The following is a 21924-nucleotide window of genomic DNA, read 5'->3' as shown; positions in this document are numbered from 1 at the left end:
GTGATCTGGCACAACACCACCATCGGGGCACCGAACCCACGATCACTGATCGCCTACGACCATTGAGCAGCCAGAATTTAGGACTCAATCATCTAAGGACACTTGCCGAGGTGAGGGGCGAGGACCCATCCAGGGCTCGAACCGTTCCGAGCGACAGGCCATGCCGAGCAGCGACGGCATCGAGGGCGGCGGCAAGACCGCCCGCGGCCACCACCTCGGGGTACAGGTCTTCCACGCTCGGATCGCTGGGCATGCGGGCATTCTGCCGCAACCCGGTGCCGGCAGCCGTCCGTGCGGTCCTGCGGGTGATCAGTCCCGGTCCCACTCGGTCGAGGCGGTGAGCACCAGCGGGATCGTGTCGACCAACTCCTGCGGTCCGTCGATCTGCCACGCCCGTACACAGCAGCCGCAGCCGGTCTCCGCGATTGAGGTCAGCGACTCGCGATATCGCGCGATCCAGGCTTCGGCGTCGGCCACCTCGCCAGGGATGTCCACGCGGGCCATCATGCTGAATCGGGACATGGCGACACCGTAGCGGGAACCAGGCCCCCGCGCGCTACCACTGCCGACGCCATTCGAGGCCACCGCGATGCGCCACCGCCGGGGCGTCTTTACGCTGGACGTACAGCACCTCGTCCTCAACCCACCAGACGTCGCCGACACGAAGAAGAACGGGAGATGCCAACGTCAGGGCAAGGCGACAGCCGCCAGAGCTGCCGGGCAAGCCCTCCAGGCCGTCCACCAACTCCGCCCGGCCTGCTGTGACGGGCTCGGTCTGCACACCACCATCGTGCCGGTGCCCGTGTGGGCTGGCGACCCCTTGACCCCCAGGCGGCAATTGCGGCGCGCTCACCTGCTGTGCTGTCAAGCTCTGGCTCCGCGGCGACAGGCGCATCCGCTGTCTGGCGTCCCGAGCATCAGGGTGAGCTCTTCCTCAGCCGCCAGCACGGCACCGCCGAAATCCACCTGCGCGGCGGCCACTGCCGCCTCCCGGTCGTTGCCGGGCCAGAAGTGGGTGAGCATCAGGCGGCGGGCACCCGCTCGACGAGCCCACCGACCAGCCTCGGTGGAGGTCAACAGGTTTCGGGTGGGACGGCTTGTCTCGCCGTCGCGGTCCGTCGCCTCCACGATGAACAGGTCGGCGCCACGTCCCAGTTCGGCCAACGCGGGAGTCGGCCCGGTGTCCCCGGAGTAGGCCAGGGCAATCCCGTCGGCCTGAAGCCGGATGCCGGCGTTGGGCACGAAGTGCGGGAGAGGCAGCCCGGTGAGGTCGAACGGACCGACCCGGTAGCTGCCGGGCAGTGGGTGCAGCTCGAATACCGTGTGCAGGTCGACATCGGGCTCCAGGCCGCTGAGCCGGTCGAGCACGCCGGGCGGGCAGTACAACGGCAGCCGTGGTCCCCCAGGCCGACCGTAGAACCGCATCCTGAACAGACCGTGCAGGTCGACGCAGTGGTCCGGGTGCTCATGGGTGATGACGACAGCGTCCACCGCACCATCCGGCCAGTGCGTGAGCAACCGCGGCAGCGTGGCGTAGCCCAGGCCGAGCACCAAGCGGTAGCCGTTCCAGTCCACCGCGAAACCGCTACAGGCACGGCCTGGCTCGGGAAACGCACCACAACTACCGAGCACGGTGACCTGTCGCATCCAGGCAGCGTCTCACTTGACCGGCTGGGGCCGAATAATTCGCTGCTCTACTGCTGGCCGTCAGACGAGGCGTTGGATGCGGACCTTCGGGCGCTCGTTCCTGAGGTGGCCGTACTTGTGCTGGCGGACCTGCTCGTCCCAGACCTCCTGGTCGTAGCCCGGGTCCGGCGGGATCCACCGGTGGGAGCCGTCGCTGTAGTGGAACTTCTCATCGCCAGGCCGCAGGATGCTCACCGGGTCCAGCCGAGGAATCGGTAATGCAGGTGGCCGGCGGGAACATGAGCCAGGTCATGGGCAGCGTTGACGAACTGGGCGGCCAGGTACAGGGCGAGTGACACTGGGGCACGGTGATACTCGGCCAGCAGCTCGCGCCGACGGGTCTGACAGGGCCAATCGGCACCGCAACCGCCGCACACCCAGACTGGCGTGACCGGGAGGTGGGTCGTCATCTCGCTGCCGACGCGCTGGTTGTCTGGGGAGCAGTAGTTCGTGGGCGACGAGCTGCCCGAACGACTCGGCCCACTCCCTGCAGCGCGCGCCGGTGCGGCAGCGCGAGCAGCTGCTGTTTACCGCCCGGTGCTCGACGAGACTGCGTCGCCGGCCGGGCCAACGTCGGGGCGGTCACGACCGCTCACCCGCTGCCGTCGCGACCAGGACGTCCACGCTGACCAGTAGCTCCCAGCAGAACGGCGCCGTGCAGTCGGCAGACTCCCACGCGCACTCCAGCCCGTGGCCGTACACCCAGGCATACGCGGGGTCGTGAGAGTCGTGGACAGACACGACCCGGATGTCGTGGTAGGTGTGGCCGGGCTGCCCGGGCCGGATCTGCCACTCGCCGGGTCGGACCGACACCCGGGTGCCCTGGGCCGGCATCGCCCGGGCGGTCACCGGGTCGGCCCGTCGTAGAGGTGCTCGGTGGCTCGGCGGCGGGCCTGCGCGAGCAGTCGGTCCTTGGCGGCTGCCTGTTCGCGGGCCTGGATAGGCGGCCCGGCGAGTTCGACCGCTAGCGGACCGGCCGCCAGCAGCCGCCGCATCCTGAGGACAATGTGCACGGTGTCGCCTCCCCCGGTCCGGGGGCGCGAAGATCCTCGCGATAGCGCTGCAGTCGTTCCGCGCCCGGTTCAGTGACCAGGACGTTATGTACGCACACCAACCGCAATGGGGACACTCTGTCCCCCTGGGACAGCTACCCCTCCACGCCGATGGCAAGCGCCAGGTCGCGCGCGTCCTCGCCCACCGTCCCCGGCCGGGACGACAACTCCAGCGCGGCCGTGCGTGAGTAGGGGTTGTGCCGGACGGTGTCCACGCTCTCCCGCAACGCCCGGCCGAGCAGGTGCACAGCGGCGACTTCCTCACGACGCAGCAGGTGCGCCCGAGCGGCGTCGATCAAGTGCCCAGCACGGCGGGTACGTGACGGCAGCGCGCTGTAGTTCGTCGAGTCAGCGCGCCGCACTGCCTCCCCGGCATGGCACAGATCCGTCTCCAACGTCACCGCGTACGCGGCGCAGGCCGCCGGGCCGAACATCAGCCACGGGTGGGCGTAGTCAGCGCCCAGCCGGTCAGCGGCGGCGTCAGCGGCGTCCCAGGCCCGCCACGCCTGCCCGTCCCGGCCCGCCTTCGCGTGGCCAAGCGCGCGACCCAGTTGAAGCTGCGCCCACCGGGCGTACTGCTCCACACCCGCCTCCTTGTCGACGAGCTGCTCAGCGTCGACGAGCACGAGATCAGCCGCGTCGACCTGGTTCGCTGACCGGTAGACGTGCGCGTAGTACCACGCCGCAGCTGCGATCGCGTCTGGGTCGTCCGCATCCTGCGCGGCGCTCATGGCGCGGTCGGCCGCCAACCACACAAGCTCCGGGTATGGCTGGTGGGCGACGTACAGCTGCGCCAAGTGGTAAACACGTGCCAGCTCGGCTAGTGCAGTCCGCCTATCCGCCCCGTCGAGCCGCCGCGACGAGCGTCGGGCCTCGTCGAGAAGTCCTGGTAGTACTGCGGCCACGGCGGTTCGTTCGGTGCTGGATCGGTGCCACAGCGACCACGCCTGGTCAACGAGTCCGCGCAGCACGGCGACGGGCATCGGATCACCGGCCGGCACGGTGGCGCGTTGCATCGCCGCAGCGACGCTGTCGACGGCAGGGTGCCCGGCGCGGGTCACGGATGCAACCGGCAGAGTTTGGTCACCGGTCAGCTCTGCCAGGTCGGCGATGTCGAGGACCTCTGCCAAGCGCAGTAGCATCGGTAGCCGCGGCGTGAGTAGGCGCCCAGTCTCCAGGGCTTTGACCCAGTCGGCGCTGCGGCCGACGAGTCCGCCGAGGACCGCGCGGGTCTTCCCGACATGTTCACGATGCGCGCGTAGGCGGGTGCCAAAGGTGGACGGCTCAGTCATAGCCATGGCCTTCCCCAGGTAGCGGACTGGGCGGCGGCCCGCCGACCGCTACAACCAGCGGGCCTGCCATCACCGACGGTACCGCGATGAGCCACACGAGTTGCGAACACGCAGGTGCGGAATTTGGAGCTGGCGGCCGGTGGGCAAACACTGGCTGCCTTCCGACGGCGCACGCTCACCGTCGACCGGCAGGTCCAACCCGGCCCCGGGCGGGATGGTCGCGGCGGGAGCCACTCGACCGTCGTCGACACCACTACAGAAGGCGAGACCTGCCCCGCCTGGGGCACGACATCGACCGATGCGCCCACTGCATGCTCAAGCGAGGGCACCAGCCGTAGTGATCAGCCGCCTACACTGCCGCAATGGACTCGCCAGCCCACGATCGGGAAATACGCCCACCCCAGCCCGATCCGGACGCCGCTCGACGCCCCATCAGCCCTGCCCAGCACCACACCGACCGTCTTCAAGCTCCCCGGCCCGGACCGGAGACACCAGACGGAGCGGTGCCTTCAGACCTGGCAGGCGTGGTAGTCGGCCCTGTTGGCGGGCTCGCGGCGGCCGGAGGAATCGTCTTCCTCCTCTTCCAGCGCGATGCAACCACAAGCGTCGCGGATCTGGTTCTCGGTGCAGTGCTCGTCTTCGGTGGCCTGCTCCTTCGCATCGAGTCGGCGATTCGGCGCACGCATGCACGTGGTAGGTCCTGACAAGGCCCCGATCGACGACTCATTTGGCGTTGAAGTAGTTGGCCTCCGGGTGGTGGACCACGATCGCGTCGGTCGCCTGCTCCGGCATGAGCTGGAATTCCTCGGACAGCTCGACCCCGATCCGGTCCGCGCCGAGCAGATCCATGATCTTCGCCCGGTCCTCCAGGTCGGGGCAGGCCGGGTAGCCGAACGCGTACCGGCAGCCCCGGTAGTCGTTGTGCAGGATGCCGGCCAGGTCCGCCGGGTCGTCGTGCCCCAGCGGGCGGCCGTCGGGCAGGGTCATCTCGGCGCGGATGCGCTGGTGCCAGTATTCGGCGAGCGCCTCGGTGAGCTGCACGGAGAGCCCGTGCACCTCCAGGTAGTCGCGGTACTCGTTGCGGGCGAACAGCTTCGCCGCGTACTCGCTGACCGGCTGACCGACGGTGACCAGTTGCAACGCGACCACATCGAGCTGGTCGCCCTGGGGCTTGAAGAAGTCCGCCAGGCAGAGCCGCCGCTCCTGCCGCTGCCGGGGGAAGGAGAACCGGGCGCGCTCCGCGTGCCCGTTCTCGTCGAGCACCACCAGGTCATTGCCTTCGGAGTACGCGGGGAAGTAGCCGTACACCACGGCTGCCTCAAGGACCTGGTCGGCGATCAGCCGGTCCAGCCAGTACCGCAGACGCGGCCGGCCCTCGGTCTCGACCAGCTCCTCGTAGGAGGGCCCGCTGCCGCCCCGGGCGCCGCGCAGCCCCCACTGCCCGGAGAAGGTGGCCCGCTCGTCGAGCAGCGCCGCGTAGTCGGCCATCGGCACGCCCTTGACCACCCGGGTGCCGAAGAACGGCGGGGTGGGCACCGCCACGTCGGCGGCCACGTCGGAGCGGACCGAGGAGTCGTGCAGCTCCGGCAGCGAGGTGGTGACCATCGAGCGCTGCCGTTCCCGGCGCGCCCGACGGGCCGCGAGGGCCGCCTCCCGCTCCGGGTCGATCACCGGGGCACCGCCGCGCTTGGCGGTCATCACCCGGTCCATCAGGGACAATCCCTCGAACGCGTCCCGCGCGTAGTGCACCTGCCCGGGGAACATCGCGCGCAGGTCGTCCTCGACGTACGCGCGGGTCAGCGCCGCCCCACCCAGCAGGACGGGCCACCGCTCCGCGACCCCGCGGGTGGCCATCTCGGCCAGGTTCTCCTTCATGATGACAGTGCTCTTCACCAGCAGCCCGGACATGCCGATCGCGTCGGCGCGGTGCTGCTCGGCGGCGTCCAGGATGGCGTTGATCGGCTGCTTGATGCCGATGTTCACCACCTCGTAGCCGTTGTTGGACAGGATGATGTCGACAAGGTTCTTGCCGATGTCGTGCACGTCGCCGCGCACGGTGGCGAGCACGATGCGGCCCTTGCCGCCGTCCTCCGCGGTCTCCATGTGCGGCTCCAGGTAGGCCACCGCGGTCTTCATCACCTCGGCGGACTGGAGCACGAACGGGAGCTGCATCTGGCCGGAGCCGAACAGCTCACCGACCACCTTCATGCCATCCAGCAGGATGTCGTTGATGATCGACAACGGGGACCGGCCGCCGGCCATCGCCTCGTCCAGGTCGGCCTCCAGGCCGTTGCGCTCACCGTCGATGATGCGCCGCTTGAGCCGCTCGTCCAGCGGCAGCGCCGCCAACTCCTGGGCCCGGCTGGCCCGGGCGCTGGTCACGTCGACGCCCTCGAACAGCTCCAGGAAACGCTGCACCGGGTCGTACCCCTCGCGGCGCCGGTCGTAGACCAGGTCCAGGGCGACCTCGCGCTGCTCGTCGGGGATCTTCGACATCGGCAGGATCTTGCTGGCGTGCACGATCGCCGAGGTCAGGCCGGCCTGCACACATTCGTGCAGGAACACCGAGTTGAGCACCTGCCGGGCGGCCGGGTTGAGCCCGAAGGAGATGTTCGAGATGCCCAGGGTGAAGTTGACACCCGGGTACCGTGCGGCGATCTCCCGGATCGCCTCGATCGTCTCGATGCCGTCGCGGCGGGTCTCCTCCTGACCGGTGGCGATCGGGAAGGTCAGCGCGTCGATCAGGATGTCGGCGCGGTCCATGCCCCACCGGCCGGTCAGGTCGTCGATCAGCCGGGCCGCGACCCGGACCTTCCACTCCTGGGTGCGGGCCTGCCCCTCCTCGTCGATGAGCAGCGCCACCACCGCCGCGCCGTGCTCTCGGACGATCGGCATCACCCGCGCGTACCGGGATTCGGGGCCGTCGCCGTCCTCGAAGTTCACCGAGTTGACCACGCAGCGACCGCCGAGCATCTCCAACCCGGCCTCCACCACGTTCGGCTCGGTGGAGTCCAACATGATGGGCAGGGTGGACGCGGTGGCGAACCGGCCGGCCAACTCCCGCATGTCCTGGGTGCCGTCCCGGCCCACGTAGTCGACGCAGAGGTCGAGCAGGTGCGAACCGTCGCGCGCCTGACTGCGGGCGATCTCCACACAGGCCCGCCAGTCAGCGGCGAGCATCGCCTCCCGGAACGCCTTCGAGCCGTTGGCGTTGGTCCGCTCCCCCACCATCAGCACCGACGCGTCCTGGGCGAACGGCACCGGGTGGTACACCGAGGAGACACCGGCCTCGTGCCGGGGCTCGCGGGCCGGGGCGGTGACGCCGTGCAGCCGCTCGGCCAGCACCCGGATGTGCTCCGGGGTGGTGCCGCAGCAGCCGCCGACCAGCCCCACGCCGTACTCGGTGACGAACCGCTCCAGGGCCTCGGCCAGCTCCACGGGAGTCAGCGGGAAGTACGCCCCGTCGGCGGTCAGCACCGGCAGGCCGGCGTTCGGCATCACCGACAGCGGGATGCGGGAGTGCTGCGACAGGTAGCGCAGGTGTTCGCTCATCTCGGCCGGGCCGGTCGAGCAGTTGAGCCCGATCAGGTCCACGCCGAGCGGCTCGATCGCGGCGAGGGCCGCACCGATCTCACTGCCGACCAGCATCGTGCCGGTGGTCTCCACGGCCACGTGACAGATGATCGGCACCGACTGGCCCAGCTCGGCCATCGCCCGCTTCGACCCGACCACGGCCGCCTTGACCTGGAGCAGGTCCTGGCAGGTCTCGATGATCAGCGCGTCCGCGCCGCCGACGATCAGACCCGCGGCGTTCTCCTGGTACGCGTCGCGCAGCGTCGCGTAGTCGGCGTGCCCGAGGGTGGGCAGCTTGGTGCCCGGCCCGATCGAGCCGAGCACGAACCGGGGCCGCTGCGGTGTGCTGGCCGCGTCGGCGGCGTCCCGGGCGATCCGGGCGCCCGCCTCGGACAACTCGCGGATGCGGTGCGGGATGTCGTACTCGGCGAGGTTGGCGAGGTTGGCGCCGAAGGTGTTGGTCTCCACGCAGTCGGCACCGGCGGCCAGGTAGGCGTCGTGCACCCCGCGCACCACGTCCGGGCGTGTGACGTTGAGGATCTCGTTGCAGCCCTCCAGCCCGTCGAAGTCGTCGAGCGTGAGGTCCGCGGCCTGCAGCATCGTGCCCATCGCACCGTCGGCGATGAGAATCCGCTCGGCCAGCACATCCATCAATGAAGTCCGCACCCGTTCAGGTTAGTGCGGTCCGACCGGACTCCACGACCATCCTCGAGCGATCCCCTATTGTGTCACGGGGATCACCCTGTCTGGTTCGTTCGGGTATGACCTGCTGCCGGAGCGGCCGACCGGCGCGGCCGACGGGCCGCACCCTCGCCCTGCACGTAGGCTGGCAGACGTGAAGGACAACAGGGACGCCGCCGTGCCACACGGTTTGACGACCGGGCGCGGTCCCGGCGCCAGCCGCGACGAGCAGGGTGAGGTGACGGCGTGACCGAGTTCGACGGACTGCCGGTGCTGCGGTCCCCGGTGGCGATCGCCGCGTTCGAGGGCTGGAATGACGCCGCCGACGCGTCCACCGCCGCGGTCGAGCACCTGGAGCAGGTCTGGAACGCCCGGCAGATCGCCGAGCTGGATCCGGAGGACTTCTACGACTTCCAGGTCAGTCGGCCCACCATCACCATGGCCGACGGGGAGACCCGGCGGGTGGAGTGGCCGACGACCCGGTTCATGGTCGCCAGCCCGGAGGGCACCGACCGCGACGTGGTGCTGATCCGCGGCATCGAGCCGAGCATGCGCTGGCGGACGTTCTGCGAGCAGGTGCTGGAGATCTGCCACAGCCTGGAGGTGGAACGGGTGGTGCTGCTCGGCGCGTTGCTGGCCGACGTGCCGTACACCCGGCCGTTGCCGATCAGCGGCAGCGCCTCCGACGCCCAGGCCGCCGAGCGCTACCAGCTCACCCCCACCCGGTACGACGGGCCGACCGGCATCGTCGGCGTGCTGCACGACGCCTGTTCCCGGGCCGAGGTGGACGCCGTCTCGTTCTGGGTGCACGTGCCGCACTACGCCAACAACCCGCCCTGCCCAAAGGCCACCCTCGCCCTGCTGCACCGGGTCGAGGAGGTCGTCGACCTGCCGGTGCCGATGGCCGACCTGGCCGAGGAGTCCGCCGAGTGGGAGCAGCGGGTGCGCAGCGCCGCCGAGCAGGACGCCGAGCTGGGTGAGTACGTCCGCGAGCTGGAGGAACGGGTCGGCGACGAGGGCATCACCCCGTTGACCGGTGACGAGATCGCCCAGGAGTTCGAGAAGTACCTGCGCCGTCGGGGCGGTTCGGCCGGCCCCACCGCCGGTTCCTGGTAGCACCGCTTCGCTGCGGGCCTTCGGACCTTTTGTGGTTCGGGGGCCCGTTTTCGTGTGTCCGGGGTGGCGCCGTCACACCCTCTGAGGCATCCTAGGAACCTAGATGTGATCAAGGAGGTGGGTGTGCAGATCAATCCCGGGGCCGCGGAGTTCCCACACCGACAGATCGCCGCGCAGCTCAAGGCCCAGGTCCGCCGCGGCGACTGGGGGCCGGGCGAGCGGCTGCCGTCCATCCCCGCCATCGCCGAGATGTTCGGCGTCGCCAAGCAGACCGTGCAGCGCGCCGTCGACCAGCTGCGGGTCGAGGGCATCCTGATCACCAAACCCGGCTCCGGTACGTACGTCCGGGGCACCCGCCGCCGACTCAACCGCCTGTCCCGGGGCCGGTACGGTGGCTTCCGCGGCTACCACACCGACCTGGCCGCCCGGTACCGACAGCAACTCGTCTCCGTCGGGCTGGCCCCCGCCCCCGCCGAGGTGGCCGACGCCTTCGGCGTCTCGGACGGCACCAACCTGCTCTGCCGCCGACACCTCGTCCGCACCGACGACTCGCCCGTCGAGGTGGGCGCCTCCTGGTTCCTGCCCCGGGACACCGCCGGCACCTCCCTGGAGCGCGCCGAGGCGTTCGGCCGGCCGCTCTACCAGGAGGCCGAGGAGGCCACCGGACGGCGGTACGTCTCGGCCACCGACACGATCAGCGCCCGCCAGCCCAGCCGGGAGGAGGCCGAGACACTCCAGATCCGGCCGGACACGCCCGTGCTGCACCTGCTGCACGTCGCGTACGACGCGCACCGCAAGCCGATCGAAGTGTCCCAGGCGACCTGGCCCGGACCGATGACCACGCTCACCGAGGAGTACAAGATCCCCGGCCCGACCCCCGACCCGGAACCCGACCCCGGCCTGGTCCTGGGCTGACCCCCAGCCCGGGCGCGACCTGCGCCCATCACGTCGAGGTGATCAGTTCCGCGCGGCACAGCACTCGCCGTGGGAGTTCGCACGCCGCAACGCGCTCACCCCATTGCATCTATACACTCAGTATATATACTCCGGTTATATCGATGGTCGGGCGGCTCGGTCCCGGCGTCGAGCACACCAGGAGGTACATCGATGCCAACCGTGAAGCCTGCCCGTGGACAGGGACTGACGCGCCGTGGCCTTATCGGCGCCGCGGTAGCGGCCGGGGTCAGCGTGCCGATGGGCGTTGCCGGCCGCGCCACTGCGGCCAGGCCCGATCCGGGCCCCGTCCGGCTCACGCTGCCCCAGCCGACCGGGCCGTACCGGGTGGGCGTGGTGCCGTTGCACCTGGTCAACCGGTCGCAGCCGGAGCCGCTGGCCGGCCCGGGACGGTACCGGGAGCTGATGGTCAGCGTCTGGTATCCCGCCCGCAACGTGCAGCGGTACCCGCGCGCCCCGTGGATGACCGCCGCGTCGATACGCATGCTGCTGGACTCCGCCGGGTTCGACCCCGACGCCGCGTTGGCGCCACTGACGGCCGGGCACCAGGGCGCACCGGTGCGGAACCCGGGCCGGCGACTGCCGGTGGTGCTGTACTCGCACGGCGCCGGCAGCCACCGTTCGGACACCACGATCGTGGTGCAGGAACTCGCCAGTCACGGGTACGTGGTCGTCACGGTGGACCACACGTACGACGGGTTCAGCGAGTTCCCCGACGGCCGCGTCACCGTCCGGGAGGACGACGCCCATGCCACCCCGTGGACCTACACCCGCGACGTCCGGTTCGTCCTCGACCAGATCGCTCACCTCGCCGCCGGGGGCAACCCCGATGTCGCGCACGCGCCGCTGCCGGCCGGCCTGGGCGCCGCCCTCGATCTGAGCCGGATCGGCATGTTCGGCTGGTCGAAGGGCGGCACCGCGACGGCCCTGACCATGGGCACCGACCAGCGGATCCGAGCGGGGCTGAGCCTGGACGGTCCGATGCAGTCGCAGCCGCTGCCCACCACCGACCTGTACCGGCCGTTCATGCTGATGACGGCGGAATTCACCCGGGCCGCAGAGCCCGCCGTGGCCGAGTTCTACACACACCTACGCGGATGGCGGCTCAACGTCCAAGCCGCAGAAGCTGTCCACTCGTCGTACGGCGACAACCAGTGGCTCGTACCGCAACTGGCACGGATCATCGGGATGAGCGACGAGGAACTCGCCAGTTGGGTCGGTAATCTCGACCCCGCCCGCGCGTTCCGCATCGGGCAGGCGTACCCGCTGGCGTTCTTCGACCTGCACCTGCGGCACCGGGGCGGTCACCTGCTGAACGGCCCGAGCCGATCCTTCCCCGAGGTGACGTTCATTCCGTAACGCGGTGCCGCACGACCTCGGGGCCCGGCGCACCCCGGCCGCCGAGCCCCGACGGTCGTGCGCGTCGAGCGCTAGAGGCGGATGCCCAGGAGAGCGTCGACCGTGTTCGCGAAGAGGGCGGGCGCTTCGGGGTCATCCGTCGCGCCGGACAGGGTCGCGTCGGCCCAGCGGTCGGCCACGGCCAGGGCGCCCGGGGTGTCCAGGTCGTCGGCCAGGCGTGCGCGTACCTCGGCCAGCAGCTCGGCCCCGGACGGCCCGGCGGGTGCCGCGGCGGCCCGCCGCCAGCGGTCCAGCCGCTCCTGCGCGGTCGTGAGCAGCTCGTCGGTCCAGGTGCGGTCGCTGCGGTAGTGCCCGGAGATCAGCGCCAACCGGATCGCCATCGGGTCGACCTTGTCGGCGCGCAGCCGGGACACGAAGACCAGGTTGCCGCGGGACTTGGACATCTTCTCGCCGTCCAGGCCGATCATCCCGGCGTGCACGTAGTGCTCGGCGAACGGCGCCTGGCCGGTGAGCCGCTCGGCGTGCGCGGCGGACGCCTCGTGGTGCGGGAAGAGCAGGTCGTTGCCGCCGCCCTGCACGTCGATCCGGTCGCCGAGCAGGTTCAGCGCGATCACCGCGCACTCGATGTGCCAGCCGGGGCGGCCCGGGCCCAGTTCGCCGCCCGGCCAGGACGGCTCGCCCTCGCGGGCGCCGCGCCACAGCAGCGGGTCGAGCGGGTCACGCTTGCCGGCCCGGTCCGGGTCGCCGCCGCGCTCCGGGAAGATCTCCAGCATCTGCTCGCGGGTCAGGTTGGACTCGTAGCCGAACCGGCCGGTGGCGGAGATGTCGAAGTAGACGTCGCCGGTGCCGTCGTCGAGCCGGTACGCGGCGCCGTCCTTGAGCAGCACCTCGACCTTGTCGGCGATGTCCGGGATCGACTCGACCGCCCCCACGTAGTGCTGCGGCGGGATGATCCGCAGCGCCTCCATGTCCTCCCGGAACAGCGCCGTCTCGCGCATCGCGAGGACCACCCAGTCCTCGCCGTCGCGGGCGGCCCGCTCCAGCAGCGGGTCGTCGATGTCGGTGACGTTCTGCACGTAGCGGACCGGGCGGCCGGCGTCGCGCCACATCCGCTGCACCAGGTCGAACGTGATCATGGTGGCGGCGTGGCCGAGGTGGGTGGCGTCGTACGGGGTGATGCCGCAGACGTACATGCTCCCCGCGTCGGCCGGCTCACTCGGGTGGACACCCTGCCGCGCCGAGTCGTACAACGCCAGTGGCTCGCCCCTGCCCGGCAGCCGTGGCACCTCGTGTCCCGCCCAAGACTCCATGGGATCAGCCTAGCCAGCCCGGCGACGACGCCGGAGCACCCCACGGGTGATCAAGATGACAGCGGCTCACATGGGTGGCCAGGGCATCGCCGGCCAGTCCTCCGGTGGCTGCGGGAAGCGGCCGGTCTGGCGCAGCCGGTCGACCCGGGCGGCCACCTCGGCCACCTCGCTGATCGTCAGGTGGTCGGCCAGCTCCGCGCCGAGCGCCCCGGCGACCTGCCCGGCCAGCGCGTCGAGCATCTCCACGGCGTCCGGGGGCAGCTGCTTGCCGGCCCAACCCCAGAGCACCGTCCGCAGCTTGTCCTCCACGTGGAAGCTCACCCCGTGGTCCACGCCGTAGATCCGGTCGTCGGCACCGACGAGCACGTGGCCGCCCTTGCGGTCGGCGTTGTTGAGCACCGCGTCGAGCACCGCGAGTCGGGCCAGCCGTGGGTCGTCGGCGTGGGCGAGGGCGTACGCGGCGCCGTCGTCGTCCCGTGCCGCGGCGATCGGGATCCAGCGCGGCGGCAACTCCCCGGCGGGCAGGAAGCCGACGAGCGGTTCGGCGTCCTCCGGCTCGTCGATCCACAGCTGGCAGGAGCCGGGGCCGAACGGGCCGTCCCGCAACACGGTCGGCGGCACCAGGCCCCACCCGGTCGCGTGGGAGACCAGGTACGCGGACACCTCCCGGCCGGCCAGGGTGCCGTCCGGGAAGTCCCACAGCGGGCGCTCGCCACGGACCGGCTTGTACACACAGCGGGCGGTGACGCCGTCGAGGGTCAGGATGCCCCGCAGCGTGGTGTTCGACGCGTCGACCAGCCGACCCTCCAGGTCGAGCGTGCCGTCGCGCAACAGGCGAAGCGCGGCGTCACCGTCGCGCAGGGGCTGAAGGCCGGACAAGGTCACCGGTGGTAACCGTTGTGCCGCGGGCACAGGTGCCCGGCGGGATCCAACGGCTGGCCGCAGAGCGGGCACGGTGGCCGGCCCGCGTTGACCACTCGCCGGGCCCGCTCGATGAACTGGCGGGTCGCCTGCGGGGTGAGCCGGACCCGCAGGCGATCGAGGTCCTCGTCCGGCTCGTCGTCCTCGTCGTCGTCTTCGTCGTCGTCCTCGTCGCCGAGCTCGACCTCGGGCTCCACCTCGCCCGCCGCGATCGCTTCGATCACCACGGTCGCGGTGTCCACGTCGAAGGCCAGCCCGAGGGTCCCGACCCGGAACTCCTCGTCGACCGGAGTGTCCAGCGGCTCGTTGTCGCCGATCACCGGCGCCAGCTCGGGGAGGTCCACCCCGAAGCGACGCTGCGCCTCGGTGAGCAGCTCCTCCAGCTTCTCGGCGAGCAGGGACACCTGGACCTTCTCCAGCGCGACGCTGACCAGCCTGCCGCCGCCGCGGGCCTGCAGGAAGAACGTGCGCTCCCCCGGCGGCCCGACAGTCCCGGCGACGAACCGCTCTGGCGGTTCGAAGGCGTGCACCTGGTGGGTCATACCCACGACCCTATCCGGCCCGCCTCGGCATCGCGCACCCCACCGACGCGAATCGCCGCATCGGCGGCGCGCCCGGCGTACCAGGGGCGATAACCGGGCGTGGCGGCCCGCGTAACGTCCGCCGACGCCCTGGTCGCGTGCGGTGTCGTGACGCGCCTCACCGCGCCGCACCCGCCCCGCCGCCGACGGCCGCGTCCGAGTCGGCCGCCCGGTTCGCGCGCCGCCGCCGCTTGGCCGGCGGCGGCACCAGCGCCGCCAGGTCACCGCCGGTGTCGTTGAGTCGCACCAGAAAAGGACGCAGGGGCGTGAACCGGATCGCCGTCACCGACGCCGGGTCGGCCACGATCCGCTGAAAGGCATCCAGGTGTACGCCGAGCGCGTCCGCCACGATGGCCTTGATCACGTCGCCGTGGCTACACGCCAGCCAGACCGCCTCGGGTCCGTGTTCGGCGCTCACCCGGGCGTCCCAGGAGCGCACCGCCGCCACGGCACGCGCCGCCATCGCCGCCATCGCCTCCCCGCCGGGGAAGACGGCGGCGCTGGGGTGCTGCTGGACGACCGGCCAGAGCGGTTCCTTGGCGAGCTTCTTCAGCGGCTGGCCCTCCCAGCTGCCGTAGTCGCACTCGATCAGGCCGTCCTCGACGACCGGGGTGGCCTGCGGGAGCGCCAACTCCAGGGTCTGCCGGCAGCGGATCAGCGGGCTGGTCACCACGGCGGCCAGCGGCACCGCTCGCAGCCGTTCGCCGACCGCGCTGGCCTGCGCGCGTCCGGTGTCGTCCAGCTCGACCGGTTGCCGGCCGGCCAGACCGCCGTCGGCGTTCGCCGTGGTTCGGCCGTGTCGCAGAAGCAGGAGGGTCGCCACGTTGACCACCCTATGACCTGGGCTCCCGGTGGGGCCGTCGCGGGCTCCGGAGGCGCCACCGCCGGGGATGACGACAGCGGCCCCCGGCTCCGCCCGCAGGCGCAGCCGGGGGCCGTCGACGGATCGGTCAGGTGGCGCTGATCGTCCCGGTCAGCAGCAGAGCCAGGACCAGGGTGCCCAGCGCGACCCGGTACAGCACGAAGACGTACAGGGTGTGGTGCGCCACGTAGCGCAACAACCAGGCGATGGCCGCGTAGCCGACGCCGAAGGCGATGGCGGTGGCCACGATCGTCTGGGCCACGGAGGGTACGGACGTGCCGGGGGCGGACGGTTCGAAGACGTCCCCGAGGCTGAACACGCCGGACATCACCACCGCCGGGATGGCCAGCAGGAACGAGTACCGTGCCGCCGCCTCCCGGGTCAGGTTGAGCAGCAGGCCGGCGGTGAGCGTGCCGCCGGACCGGGACACCCCGGGAACCAGCGCCATCGCCTGGGCGAAGCCCATCACGATGCCGTCCTTCATCCGGAAGTTTTCCAGGGTGCGGGTCTGCCGCCCCCAGTACTCCGCGAACGCCAGCACGAACGCGAACACGATCAGCGTGGTCGCCACCACCCACAGGTTGCGCCCGGCGGTCTTGATCTGGTCCTTGAACACGAAACCGAAGAGCCCGATCGGGATCGAGCCGACGATCACGTACCAGCCCATCCGGTAGTCGAGGCTGGAGCGCACCGAGCTGTCCCGGATGCCCACCAGCCAGGTCCGGGTGATCCGCCAGATGTCCTTCGCGAAGTAGATCAGCACGGCCGCTTCGGTGCCGAGCTGGGTGACCGCGGTGAACGACGCGCCAGCGTCACGGTCGAAGAAGATCGCCGAGGTGATCCGCAGATGCCCCGACGAGCTGACCGGCAGGAACTCGGTCAGCCCCTGGACGATGCCCAGGACGATGGCCTCGACCCAGGTCACTCGCCGACTCCCGAGAGGTCCAGCGCCTCGGCGACGGTGCGCAGGGTCTGCACACCGCTGTCCCGGTCGGCCACGAACAGGGTCACCGACAGCGTGGTGACGCCGGCCGCGGCGTACTCCCGCATCCGCTCGGCGATGCGCTCCTTCGGGCCGAGCAACGAGGTGCGGTCGATGAACTCCATGGGCACCGCGGCGGCGGCGTCGCGCTGCCGCTTGGCCAGGTACAGGTCCTGCACCTCGCGGGCGGCGTCGCCGTAGCCCATCCGGGTGGCCAACTGGTTGTAGAAGTTCTGCTGGCGGCTGCCCATCCCGCCCACGTAGAGCGCGGCGTACCAGCGGACGAGTTCGGCGCAGGAGGCCACGTCGTCGCCGATCACCACGGGCACCGACGGCACCACGTCGAAGCCGGCCAGCTCCTTGCCGACCTTGGCCCGCCCGGCGCGCACCGAGTCGAGCTGCTCCTCGGCGAACTCCGGGGCGTAGAAGACGGCCAGCCAGCCGTCGGCGATCTCGCCGGCCAGCTCCAGGTTCTTCGGGCCGACCGCGGCCAGGTAGATCGGAATGTGCTCGCGGGGCGGGTGGAAGCCCAGACGCAGGGCCTTGCCCGGGCCGTCCGGCAGCGGCAGCGTGTAGTGCTCGCCGTCGTACGCCACCTCCTTGCGGGCGATGGCCAGCTTGACGATGTCGACGAACTCGCGGGTCCGGGCCAGCGGCTTGGCGAACCGCACGCCGTGCCAGCCCTCCGACACCTGCGGGCCGGAAACGCCCAGGCCGAGCCGGAACCGGCCGCCGGAGAGCGCGTCGATCGTGGCGGCGGTCATCGCGGTGGCCGCCGGCGTACGGGCGGGGATCTGCATCACCGCGGCGCCGACGTCGATCCGTTCGGTCTGCCCGGCCATCCAGGCCAGCATGCTGGGCGAGTCGGAGCCGTACGCCTCCGCCGCCCACACCACCGAGTAGCCCAGCCGGTCCGCCTCCTGGGCCAACGCCAGGTGATCGGCAGGTGTGCTCCACGCCGTCTGATATCCGAGACTGAGCCCGAGTCGCACTGGTCCTCCCCCATCCGTGGCACAGGTCGCACCAGGTTACGCAATGCCGATAACAGGCTCGATCACCGGCTCGACACCGTTGATCCCCCCTCCATCGGGGCAGGCCCGGACGGCGGAACCGGCAGAACCGGCAGAGATACGGGAGCGAGGATATCCGTGGCGGCAGGTTCGAAATAAGGTTCACCCATGCAACAGCGACCGCTCGGCCGAAGCGGGCTGGCGGTTTCCCGGCTCGCGCTCGGCACCATGACCTGGGGCCGGGACACCGACGCCGACGATGCGGCCGCCCAGCTGAAGAGTTACCTGGACGCGGGCGGCAACCTGATCGACACCGCCGACGTGTACGGCGACGGTGACGCCGAGTCGGTGATCGGCTCGCTGCTCGGCTCCCTCGTCCCCCGCGAGGAGCTGCTGATCGCCACCAAGGCCGGGTTGCGCCCCGGCAGCGGCCGACGCCGGGACGGCTCGCGGGGTCACCTGCTGCGCACGCTGGACGCGTCGCTGCGCCGGCTCGGCACCGACCACGTCGACCTGTTCCAGGTGCACGGGTACGACCCGGACACCCCCCTCGAAGAGACCCTGGCCGCCCTGGACCACGCGGTGGCCAGCGGCAAGGTCCGCTACGTGGGGGTGTCGAACTTCTCCGGCTGGCAGACCGCGCGCGCCGCCGCCTGGCAGGCCGCCTGGCCGGGGCGGGCGCCCGTGGTGGCGTCCCAGGTGGAGTACTCACTGCTGGAGCGGGGTGTGGAGCGGGAGGTGCTGCCCGCGTGCGACGCGCTCGGCCTCGGCGTGCTGCCCTGGTCGCCGCTGGGCCGGGGCGTGCTCACCGGCAAGTACCGGCACGGCCGCCCGGGCGACTCCCGGGCCGCGTCGCCGCACTTCGAGCGGTTCGTCGCCACCTACCTGGAGCCGCGCTGCTCCAGCATCGTGGAGGCGGTGGCGACCGCGGCCGGTGGGCTGGGGGTGTCGCCGCTGGAGGTGGCATTGGCGTGGATCCGGGACCGGCCCGGCGTGACCGCGCCGATCCTGGGCGCCCGCACGGTGGGGCAGCTGCTCGGTGCCCTCCAGGTGGAACGGATCACCCTGCCCGAGGAGATCACCACCGCGCTGGACGACGTCTCCGGGGTGCCGGTCGGCTACCCCGAACGCGACGGCTGACCCGGCCGCCGAATCGTGGCCGACCCGGCGGCCGGGTCACGGTGTCGGGCGCTGTCCGGGGAGGTCCTGGATCGCGGTCAGGAAGCGCGACTGGTCGTCGCGGAGCGCGGGCTGGGTGAGCCTGATCCACGAGCCGTCGTCGAAGACGATGGTGGAGGCGAGCTGCACGAGCCCGCTCGCGCCCCGCTCGGAGTCGACCCGGGCCACCCGGTCGCGGCGCACACTCCACAGCACCCGCGGTTGACGCCGGTCGGGCCGGTCGGCGTCCGGGCGGGGGCCCATCCGCAGCAGGTGCAGGTGCGTGTCGGTCACCGCCAGCGGGGTGCCGCTGTAGCGCTCCAGGAACAGCAGCAGGCTGCCGGCGAGGGTGGCGAGGTCGCCGCTGAAGACGTACCGGCGGCGGTAGGCGATCTCGGCGAGCTGGTCGGCCAGCGGACGGTACTGGCTGAGCCGGAACAGCGCCCGGAACGCCTCCTGCTCCTCGGTGAGCGGGATCGGCTCCCGCTGGGCGGGTTGGTGCGGCAGGCCCGGCTCCGGCGCGGCCAGCTCCGGCACACCGGCGGCGAGAGCGCCGGCCTGACCGGGCAGCAGCAGCACCCCCGCGGCCAGCCGCACCGGCGTCAGTACGGCGTCGACCCAGACCACCGGGTTGACGATGTTCAGCAGCCCGAACAGCACCTTCGGATCCATCGCCTCGGCCAGCTCGGCGCCGACCTCGTCGGCGAGCTGCCGACCGGCCCGGTGCGTCTGCGACATGCGCACCGGCCCGAGCCCCACGTAGCGCAGCTCCTGCCCGGTCAGCAGCGGCGCCACCAGGGCGCGCTCCGGCTCGTCGCTGGTACGGAATTCGTCCCGCAGCTCGCGGGCCTTGTCCCGGGCGGCCCGCGCGCCGCCGAGCACCGCGTCGGTGAACCGACCCAGCCGACCCCGCTCCCCTGACATCACCCGTCGCCTCCCTAGCGGCCCGCCGGCTGGCCGGCCGGCGGCTGCCCGAAGACATTCTGGTCGATCCAGTCCGCCCCGCCCTGCACCGCCTGGTCGATCTGGTCGCTGACCTGTTCGCTGCCGGGAACGGAGAGCCCGCTGGTCAACGCGACGGTCCCCCAGGTGACACCGTGGACGACCGAGTTCGGCACGTTCCACGGCAGGTGGGTCGCCCAGTCCCGGGCGATCACCCGGGCCCCGTCGGCGGCCCCGTGCGCGCGCAGCGCGCCGGCCCGTTCGAGGGCGCCCATGTCGAACGGGGAACCGGACTTGCCCAGCTTGTAGGTGCCCTTGGTGGGGTCCAGGAACTTGTGGTGCCACTTGTCGAGCTTGCCGGCGGCGCGGCGCTTGTCGGCGTACTTCTTGCCGGTGCGCAGCGCCTTCTGCATGTCGACCAGCTTGTCCAGGTGCGCCCGCAGCTTGCGCAGGTAGAGCATGACCCGCTGGAGCAGGCGGATGACCTTCTGCAGGTGCACCGCGAGCGGCCGGATGACCTTCAGCATCCGGGTGACCACGATCAGACCCCTGGTGACGGCCACGCCCACGCCGGCAGCCCAGGACGCGCCCATGGTGACCGGCGCCATCAGCAACGCCGTCACCAGCGTGACCAGGAGGAAGTTCACGAACTCCACGCAGAGGTCCACGAGCACGTCGTGCACGGTCTGCAGGCCGTCGGCGACACTGCGCAGGTACTCCGCGGTCGCGGCGAACTGCTCGGCGACGTCGAGGAGTTGCTGCTCCACCTCGGCCAACCGCTGGCCGTACGCCACCCCGGAGGGTGAGGCCCAGCCGGCCTGCGCGGACTCCCGGGCCCCGCGGTGCCCCTGCGCCAGGTCGCGCACCTGGGTGGCCAGCGCGTCCCACTCGGCAGCTTTCGCGCGCAGCACAGCGGGCTCGCCGTCGACCAGGTCGACGAGCTGGATCAGCGGCCACGCCAGGGTCCGGCAGACACTGTCCACGGCGTCCTGCACCCCGGAGAGCGCGCTGTCGAGGCCGTTCCACAACTGGACGGCGCTGCCGGCCGGGCCGCTCATCCGGGCAGCCCCGCCTGGATGGCCTTGAACCCGGCGTCGAGGTCCCGCTCGTTGTGCTCGTACGCCTCGACCGTGTCGGCCAGCGCCGTGGCGACCCGGCCGAACGCGGCATCCGCGGCGGCGAACAGCTCCTTACCGCCGGTGACCTGCTCGGCGTACTTGTCACGGAGCATGTCGCTGGCGAACGGCAGATGGCCGAAGGCGTCCGACGGCACGTCGCCGGCCGAGACGATCTGCCCCTCCAGCGCGGCGAGCGAGCTGGCGACCTGCTTGGCGGCCGTCTCCAGTCGACGGACCGCCTGCACGTCGACATCGATATCCGGTGGCATGCCGTTCCTCCCCCATGAGTCGAGCGCACCGACGATACGATCTCCCGGCCGCCGGGCACCACCCGGTCGCACGATCCACGGGGAGGAATCTCATGACGGACCCGACGTCGGCGTTCGACGCGCTCGCCGGGCGGATCGCCGACATCGAGCGCCGGTTCGCGGGCCTCCGCGACGATCTGGCCGAGCTGTCTGGCACCGCGACCGACGAGAGTGGACTGGTCTCGGCGACCGTCGACGCCACCGGCGCGCTGACCGGCCTCACCCTCGCGCCCGCCGCCCTGCGCGCCGGCACGGAGGGGGTGGCCGAGTTGGTGCTCGACGCGTACCGGCGGGCTCGCGAGGTCGCCGGCACGCACGTCGACGAGCACACCGAGGGGTTGGACGTCGCGCTCGGCGCGGGGCTCGGCGACCTGTTCGGCACGCCTGGCGACTTCTCGGCGCTGGGCCGGCTGGAGGAGACCGTAGCCCGGCTCGGGAAGCTGGACGACCGCCTGCCGGGCGCACCGGCGTGAGCGCGTCGTCGCCGACCTGGCCGGAGGTCGTCGCGCGGCTGCGGGACACCGTCGCCCGCTGCGACCGGGACACCGACCTGGAGCTCTCCGCCGGTCCGCGCGGGATCCGGCTGCTGGTGCGCCGCCAGGTGGTGCGGGTGGTCTGCCCCGGCCACGACGAGGCACGCCTGGCCGCGCTCGGCTGGCACCGCCCGACCGGCGACGAGGGCTGGTGGTACGAGGCACCGCGCACTCCGGAGCAGGTGGAGCGGCTCAGTGTGTTGGTGACCCGTACCGCCGCCGAGCTGTTGACAAACGAGCCCGGCGCGCTCTCCTGCCGGGCGCTGCCGCCGGCCGCGCGCCCCGCCCCGGCGACGCTTCCTGCTCCGGCTGGTCCGGCAGCGGCGGGCCCCGGGCCGGCGACGCGATCGGCCGCCGCCGGGCCGGTACCGGTCGGGGTGACAACGGTCGTGGCGGAGCCGGCGGTCGTGGCGGTGCTCCCCGCAGCGGCGGAGCCGGCGGTCGTGGCGGTGCTCCCCGCAGCGGCGGAGCCGGCGGTCGTGGCGG

Annotated in this window: 24 protein-coding genes and 1 pseudogene; 6 read left to right on the top strand and 19 right to left on the bottom strand. The window is 71.6% G+C overall.

All coding sequences use genetic code 11. The annotated features are described in order from the left end of the window. Positions 1–309 precede the first annotated feature (309 nt). The 10 genes from ABZU52_RS25630 to metH form a co-directional block, all read right to left on the bottom strand. A complete protein-coding gene (locus tag ABZU52_RS25630; protein WP_354973523.1) occupies positions 310–522 on the bottom strand; it encodes a hypothetical protein in 213 nt (70 codons plus the stop codon). A 34-nt stretch (positions 523–556) separates the two neighbouring features. Further along, positions 557–781, bottom strand: coding sequence for a hypothetical protein (locus ABZU52_RS25625; protein ID WP_354973522.1), 225 nt, complete (start codon positions 779–781; stop codon positions 557–559). Between the two features lie 83 nt (positions 782–864). Next, positions 865–1647, bottom strand: a complete 783-nt coding sequence (locus tag ABZU52_RS25620) for an MBL fold metallo-hydrolase (RefSeq protein ID WP_354973521.1) — start codon at positions 1645–1647, stop codon at positions 865–867. A 60-nt stretch (positions 1648–1707) separates the two neighbouring features. Continuing rightward, entirely contained in the window at positions 1708–1881 is a 174-nt protein-coding gene (locus ABZU52_RS25615; RefSeq protein WP_354973520.1) for a hypothetical protein, read from the bottom strand. Then, positions 1878–2096 carry a flavin reductase gene (locus ABZU52_RS25610; protein ID WP_354973519.1) on the bottom strand — a complete coding sequence of 73 codons (219 nt, stop codon included), beginning with the start codon at positions 2094–2096 and terminating at the stop codon, positions 1878–1880. The genes ABZU52_RS25615 and ABZU52_RS25610 overlap by 4 nt, the downstream gene beginning before the upstream one ends. Positions 2097–2268: 172 nt before the next feature. Beyond that, complete coding sequence (locus ABZU52_RS25605; protein ID WP_354973518.1) at positions 2269–2535, bottom strand: hypothetical protein; 267 nt, start codon at positions 2533–2535, stop codon at positions 2269–2271. Then, complete coding sequence (locus ABZU52_RS25600; protein ID WP_354973517.1) at positions 2532–2681, bottom strand: hypothetical protein; 150 nt, start codon at positions 2679–2681, stop codon at positions 2532–2534. Before ABZU52_RS25600 ends, ABZU52_RS25605 begins: the two co-directional genes overlap by 4 nt. A gap of 152 nt (positions 2682–2833) precedes the next feature. After that, complete coding sequence (locus ABZU52_RS25595) at positions 2834–4030, bottom strand: helix-turn-helix transcriptional regulator (protein ID WP_354973516.1); 1197 nt, start codon at positions 4028–4030, stop codon at positions 2834–2836. Positions 4031–4539: 509 nt separating this feature from the next. Further along, a complete protein-coding gene (locus ABZU52_RS25590) occupies positions 4540–4716 on the bottom strand; it encodes a hypothetical protein (protein ID WP_354973515.1) in 177 nt (58 codons plus the stop codon). 37 nt (positions 4717–4753) lie between these two features. Beyond that, entirely contained in the window at positions 4754–8269 is a 3516-nt protein-coding gene (metH, locus tag ABZU52_RS25585; protein WP_354973514.1) for a methionine synthase, read from the bottom strand. A 261-nt stretch (positions 8270–8530) separates the two neighbouring features. On the opposite strand from metH, the gene ABZU52_RS25580 reads away from it, so the two are divergent. The 3 genes from ABZU52_RS25580 (at position 8531) to ABZU52_RS25570 (ending at position 11713) form a co-directional block, all read left to right on the top strand. Continuing rightward, a complete protein-coding gene (locus ABZU52_RS25580; RefSeq protein WP_278139358.1) occupies positions 8531–9400 on the top strand; it encodes a PAC2 family protein in 870 nt (289 codons plus the stop codon). Positions 9401–9523: 123 nt separating this feature from the next. Then, on the top strand, positions 9524–10315 hold the full coding sequence (locus ABZU52_RS25575; protein WP_354973513.1) for a GntR family transcriptional regulator: 792 nt from the start codon (positions 9524–9526) through the stop codon (positions 10313–10315). 192 nt (positions 10316–10507) lie between these two features. Continuing rightward, complete coding sequence (locus tag ABZU52_RS25570) at positions 10508–11713, top strand: acetylhydrolase (RefSeq protein WP_354973512.1); 1206 nt, start codon at positions 10508–10510, stop codon at positions 11711–11713. A 71-nt stretch (positions 11714–11784) separates the two neighbouring features. On the opposite strand, the gene mshC is transcribed toward ABZU52_RS25570, so the two are convergent. From mshC to ABZU52_RS25540, 6 genes are all read right to left on the bottom strand, one after another. Further along, positions 11785–13023, bottom strand: coding sequence for a cysteine--1-D-myo-inosityl 2-amino-2-deoxy-alpha-D-glucopyranoside ligase (mshC, locus tag ABZU52_RS25565; RefSeq protein ID WP_354973511.1), 1239 nt, complete (start codon positions 13021–13023; stop codon positions 11785–11787). Positions 13024–13089: 66 nt separating this feature from the next. Beyond that, positions 13090–13908, bottom strand: coding sequence for an SCO1664 family protein (locus tag ABZU52_RS25560; RefSeq protein ID WP_354973510.1), 819 nt, complete (start codon positions 13906–13908; stop codon positions 13090–13092). Continuing rightward, positions 13905–14486: a DUF3090 domain-containing protein gene (locus ABZU52_RS25555; protein ID WP_238685851.1), complete on the bottom strand. Its 582-nt coding sequence runs from the start codon at positions 14484–14486 to the stop codon at positions 13905–13907. Before ABZU52_RS25555 ends, ABZU52_RS25560 begins: the two co-directional genes overlap by 4 nt. Before the next feature lie 157 nt (positions 14487–14643). Further along, positions 14644–15357, bottom strand: a complete 714-nt coding sequence (locus ABZU52_RS25550; RefSeq protein WP_354973509.1) for a histidine phosphatase family protein — start codon at positions 15355–15357, stop codon at positions 14644–14646. Between the two features lie 118 nt (positions 15358–15475). Further along, complete coding sequence (locus ABZU52_RS25545) at positions 15476–16312, bottom strand: undecaprenyl-diphosphate phosphatase (RefSeq protein WP_354973508.1); 837 nt, start codon at positions 16310–16312, stop codon at positions 15476–15478. After that, positions 16309–17361: an LLM class F420-dependent oxidoreductase gene (locus ABZU52_RS25540; RefSeq protein WP_354973507.1), complete on the bottom strand. Its 1053-nt coding sequence runs from the start codon at positions 17359–17361 to the stop codon at positions 16309–16311. Before ABZU52_RS25540 ends, ABZU52_RS25545 begins: the two co-directional genes overlap by 4 nt. 186 nt (positions 17362–17547) lie before the next feature. On the opposite strand from ABZU52_RS25540, the gene ABZU52_RS25535 reads away from it, so the two are divergent. Continuing rightward, entirely contained in the window at positions 17548–18519 is a 972-nt protein-coding gene (locus tag ABZU52_RS25535; protein WP_354973506.1) for an aldo/keto reductase, read from the top strand. Positions 18520–18555: 36 nt separating this feature from the next. Here the strand turns inward: ABZU52_RS25535 and ABZU52_RS25530 are convergent, their stop codons facing one another. Genes ABZU52_RS25530 through ABZU52_RS25520 form a run of 3 tightly spaced genes read right to left on the bottom strand, consistent with a single transcriptional unit; the run spans position 18556 to position 20866 of the window. After that, complete coding sequence (locus ABZU52_RS25530) at positions 18556–19464, bottom strand: hypothetical protein (protein ID WP_354973505.1); 909 nt, start codon at positions 19462–19464, stop codon at positions 18556–18558. An 11-nt stretch (positions 19465–19475) separates the two neighbouring features. Next, the gene (locus ABZU52_RS25525) at positions 19476–20537 is read right to left on the bottom strand and encodes a WXG100 family type VII secretion target (protein ID WP_354973504.1); all 1062 of its coding nucleotides are present in this window, start codon (positions 20535–20537) and stop codon (positions 19476–19478) included. Further along, complete coding sequence (locus tag ABZU52_RS25520) at positions 20534–20866, bottom strand: hypothetical protein (RefSeq protein WP_354973503.1); 333 nt, start codon at positions 20864–20866, stop codon at positions 20534–20536. The genes ABZU52_RS25525 and ABZU52_RS25520 overlap by 4 nt, the downstream gene beginning before the upstream one ends. Before the next feature lie 92 nt (positions 20867–20958). Between ABZU52_RS25520 and ABZU52_RS25515 the strand changes: the two genes are divergently transcribed. Continuing rightward, positions 20959–21378, top strand: a complete 420-nt coding sequence (locus tag ABZU52_RS25515; RefSeq protein ID WP_354973502.1) for a YbaB/EbfC family nucleoid-associated protein — start codon at positions 20959–20961, stop codon at positions 21376–21378. Beyond that, positions 21375–21924: pseudogene (locus tag ABZU52_RS25510) on the top strand (hypothetical protein); the annotation flags it as partial. The gene ABZU52_RS25515 and the pseudogene ABZU52_RS25510, both read left to right, overlap by 4 nt.

The sequence above is a fragment of the Micromonospora sp. NPDC005220 genome (assembly GCF_040607895.1).
Taxonomy (GTDB): domain Bacteria; phylum Actinomycetota; class Actinomycetes; order Mycobacteriales; family Micromonosporaceae; genus Micromonospora.
This window is presented reverse-complemented; position numbering and strand designations above follow the sequence as displayed.

Coding starts and splice junctions, on each gene's coding strand:
- ABZU52_RS25520 (WP_354973503.1), bottom strand. CDS start 20,866: ATGCCACCGGATATCGATGTCGACGTGCAGGCGGTCCGTCGACTGGAG.
- ABZU52_RS25525 (WP_354973504.1), bottom strand. CDS start 20,537: ATGAGCGGCCCGGCCGGCAGCGCCGTCCAGTTGTGGAACGGCCTCGAC.
- ABZU52_RS25570 (WP_354973512.1), top strand. CDS start 10,508: ATGCCAACCGTGAAGCCTGCCCGTGGACAGGGACTGACGCGCCGTGGC.
- ABZU52_RS25595 (WP_354973516.1), bottom strand. CDS start 4,030: ATGACTGAGCCGTCCACCTTTGGCACCCGCCTACGCGCGCATCGTGAA.
- ABZU52_RS25535 (WP_354973506.1), top strand. CDS start 17,548: ATGCAACAGCGACCGCTCGGCCGAAGCGGGCTGGCGGTTTCCCGGCTC.
- ABZU52_RS25590 (WP_354973515.1), bottom strand. CDS start 4,716: ATGCGTGCGCCGAATCGCCGACTCGATGCGAAGGAGCAGGCCACCGAA.
- ABZU52_RS25620 (WP_354973521.1), bottom strand. CDS start 1,647: ATGCGACAGGTCACCGTGCTCGGTAGTTGTGGTGCGTTTCCCGAGCCA.
- ABZU52_RS25610 (WP_354973519.1), bottom strand. CDS start 2,096: ATGACGACCCACCTCCCGGTCACGCCAGTCTGGGTGTGCGGCGGTTGC.
- ABZU52_RS25555 (WP_238685851.1), bottom strand. CDS start 14,486: ATGACCCACCAGGTGCACGCCTTCGAACCGCCAGAGCGGTTCGTCGCC.
- mshC (WP_354973511.1), bottom strand. CDS start 13,023: ATGGAGTCTTGGGCGGGACACGAGGTGCCACGGCTGCCGGGCAGGGGC.
- ABZU52_RS25630 (WP_354973523.1), bottom strand. CDS start 522: ATGTCCCGATTCAGCATGATGGCCCGCGTGGACATCCCTGGCGAGGTG.
- ABZU52_RS25515 (WP_354973502.1), top strand. CDS start 20,959: ATGACGGACCCGACGTCGGCGTTCGACGCGCTCGCCGGGCGGATCGCC.
- ABZU52_RS25600 (WP_354973517.1), bottom strand. CDS start 2,681: ATGCGGCGGCTGCTGGCGGCCGGTCCGCTAGCGGTCGAACTCGCCGGG.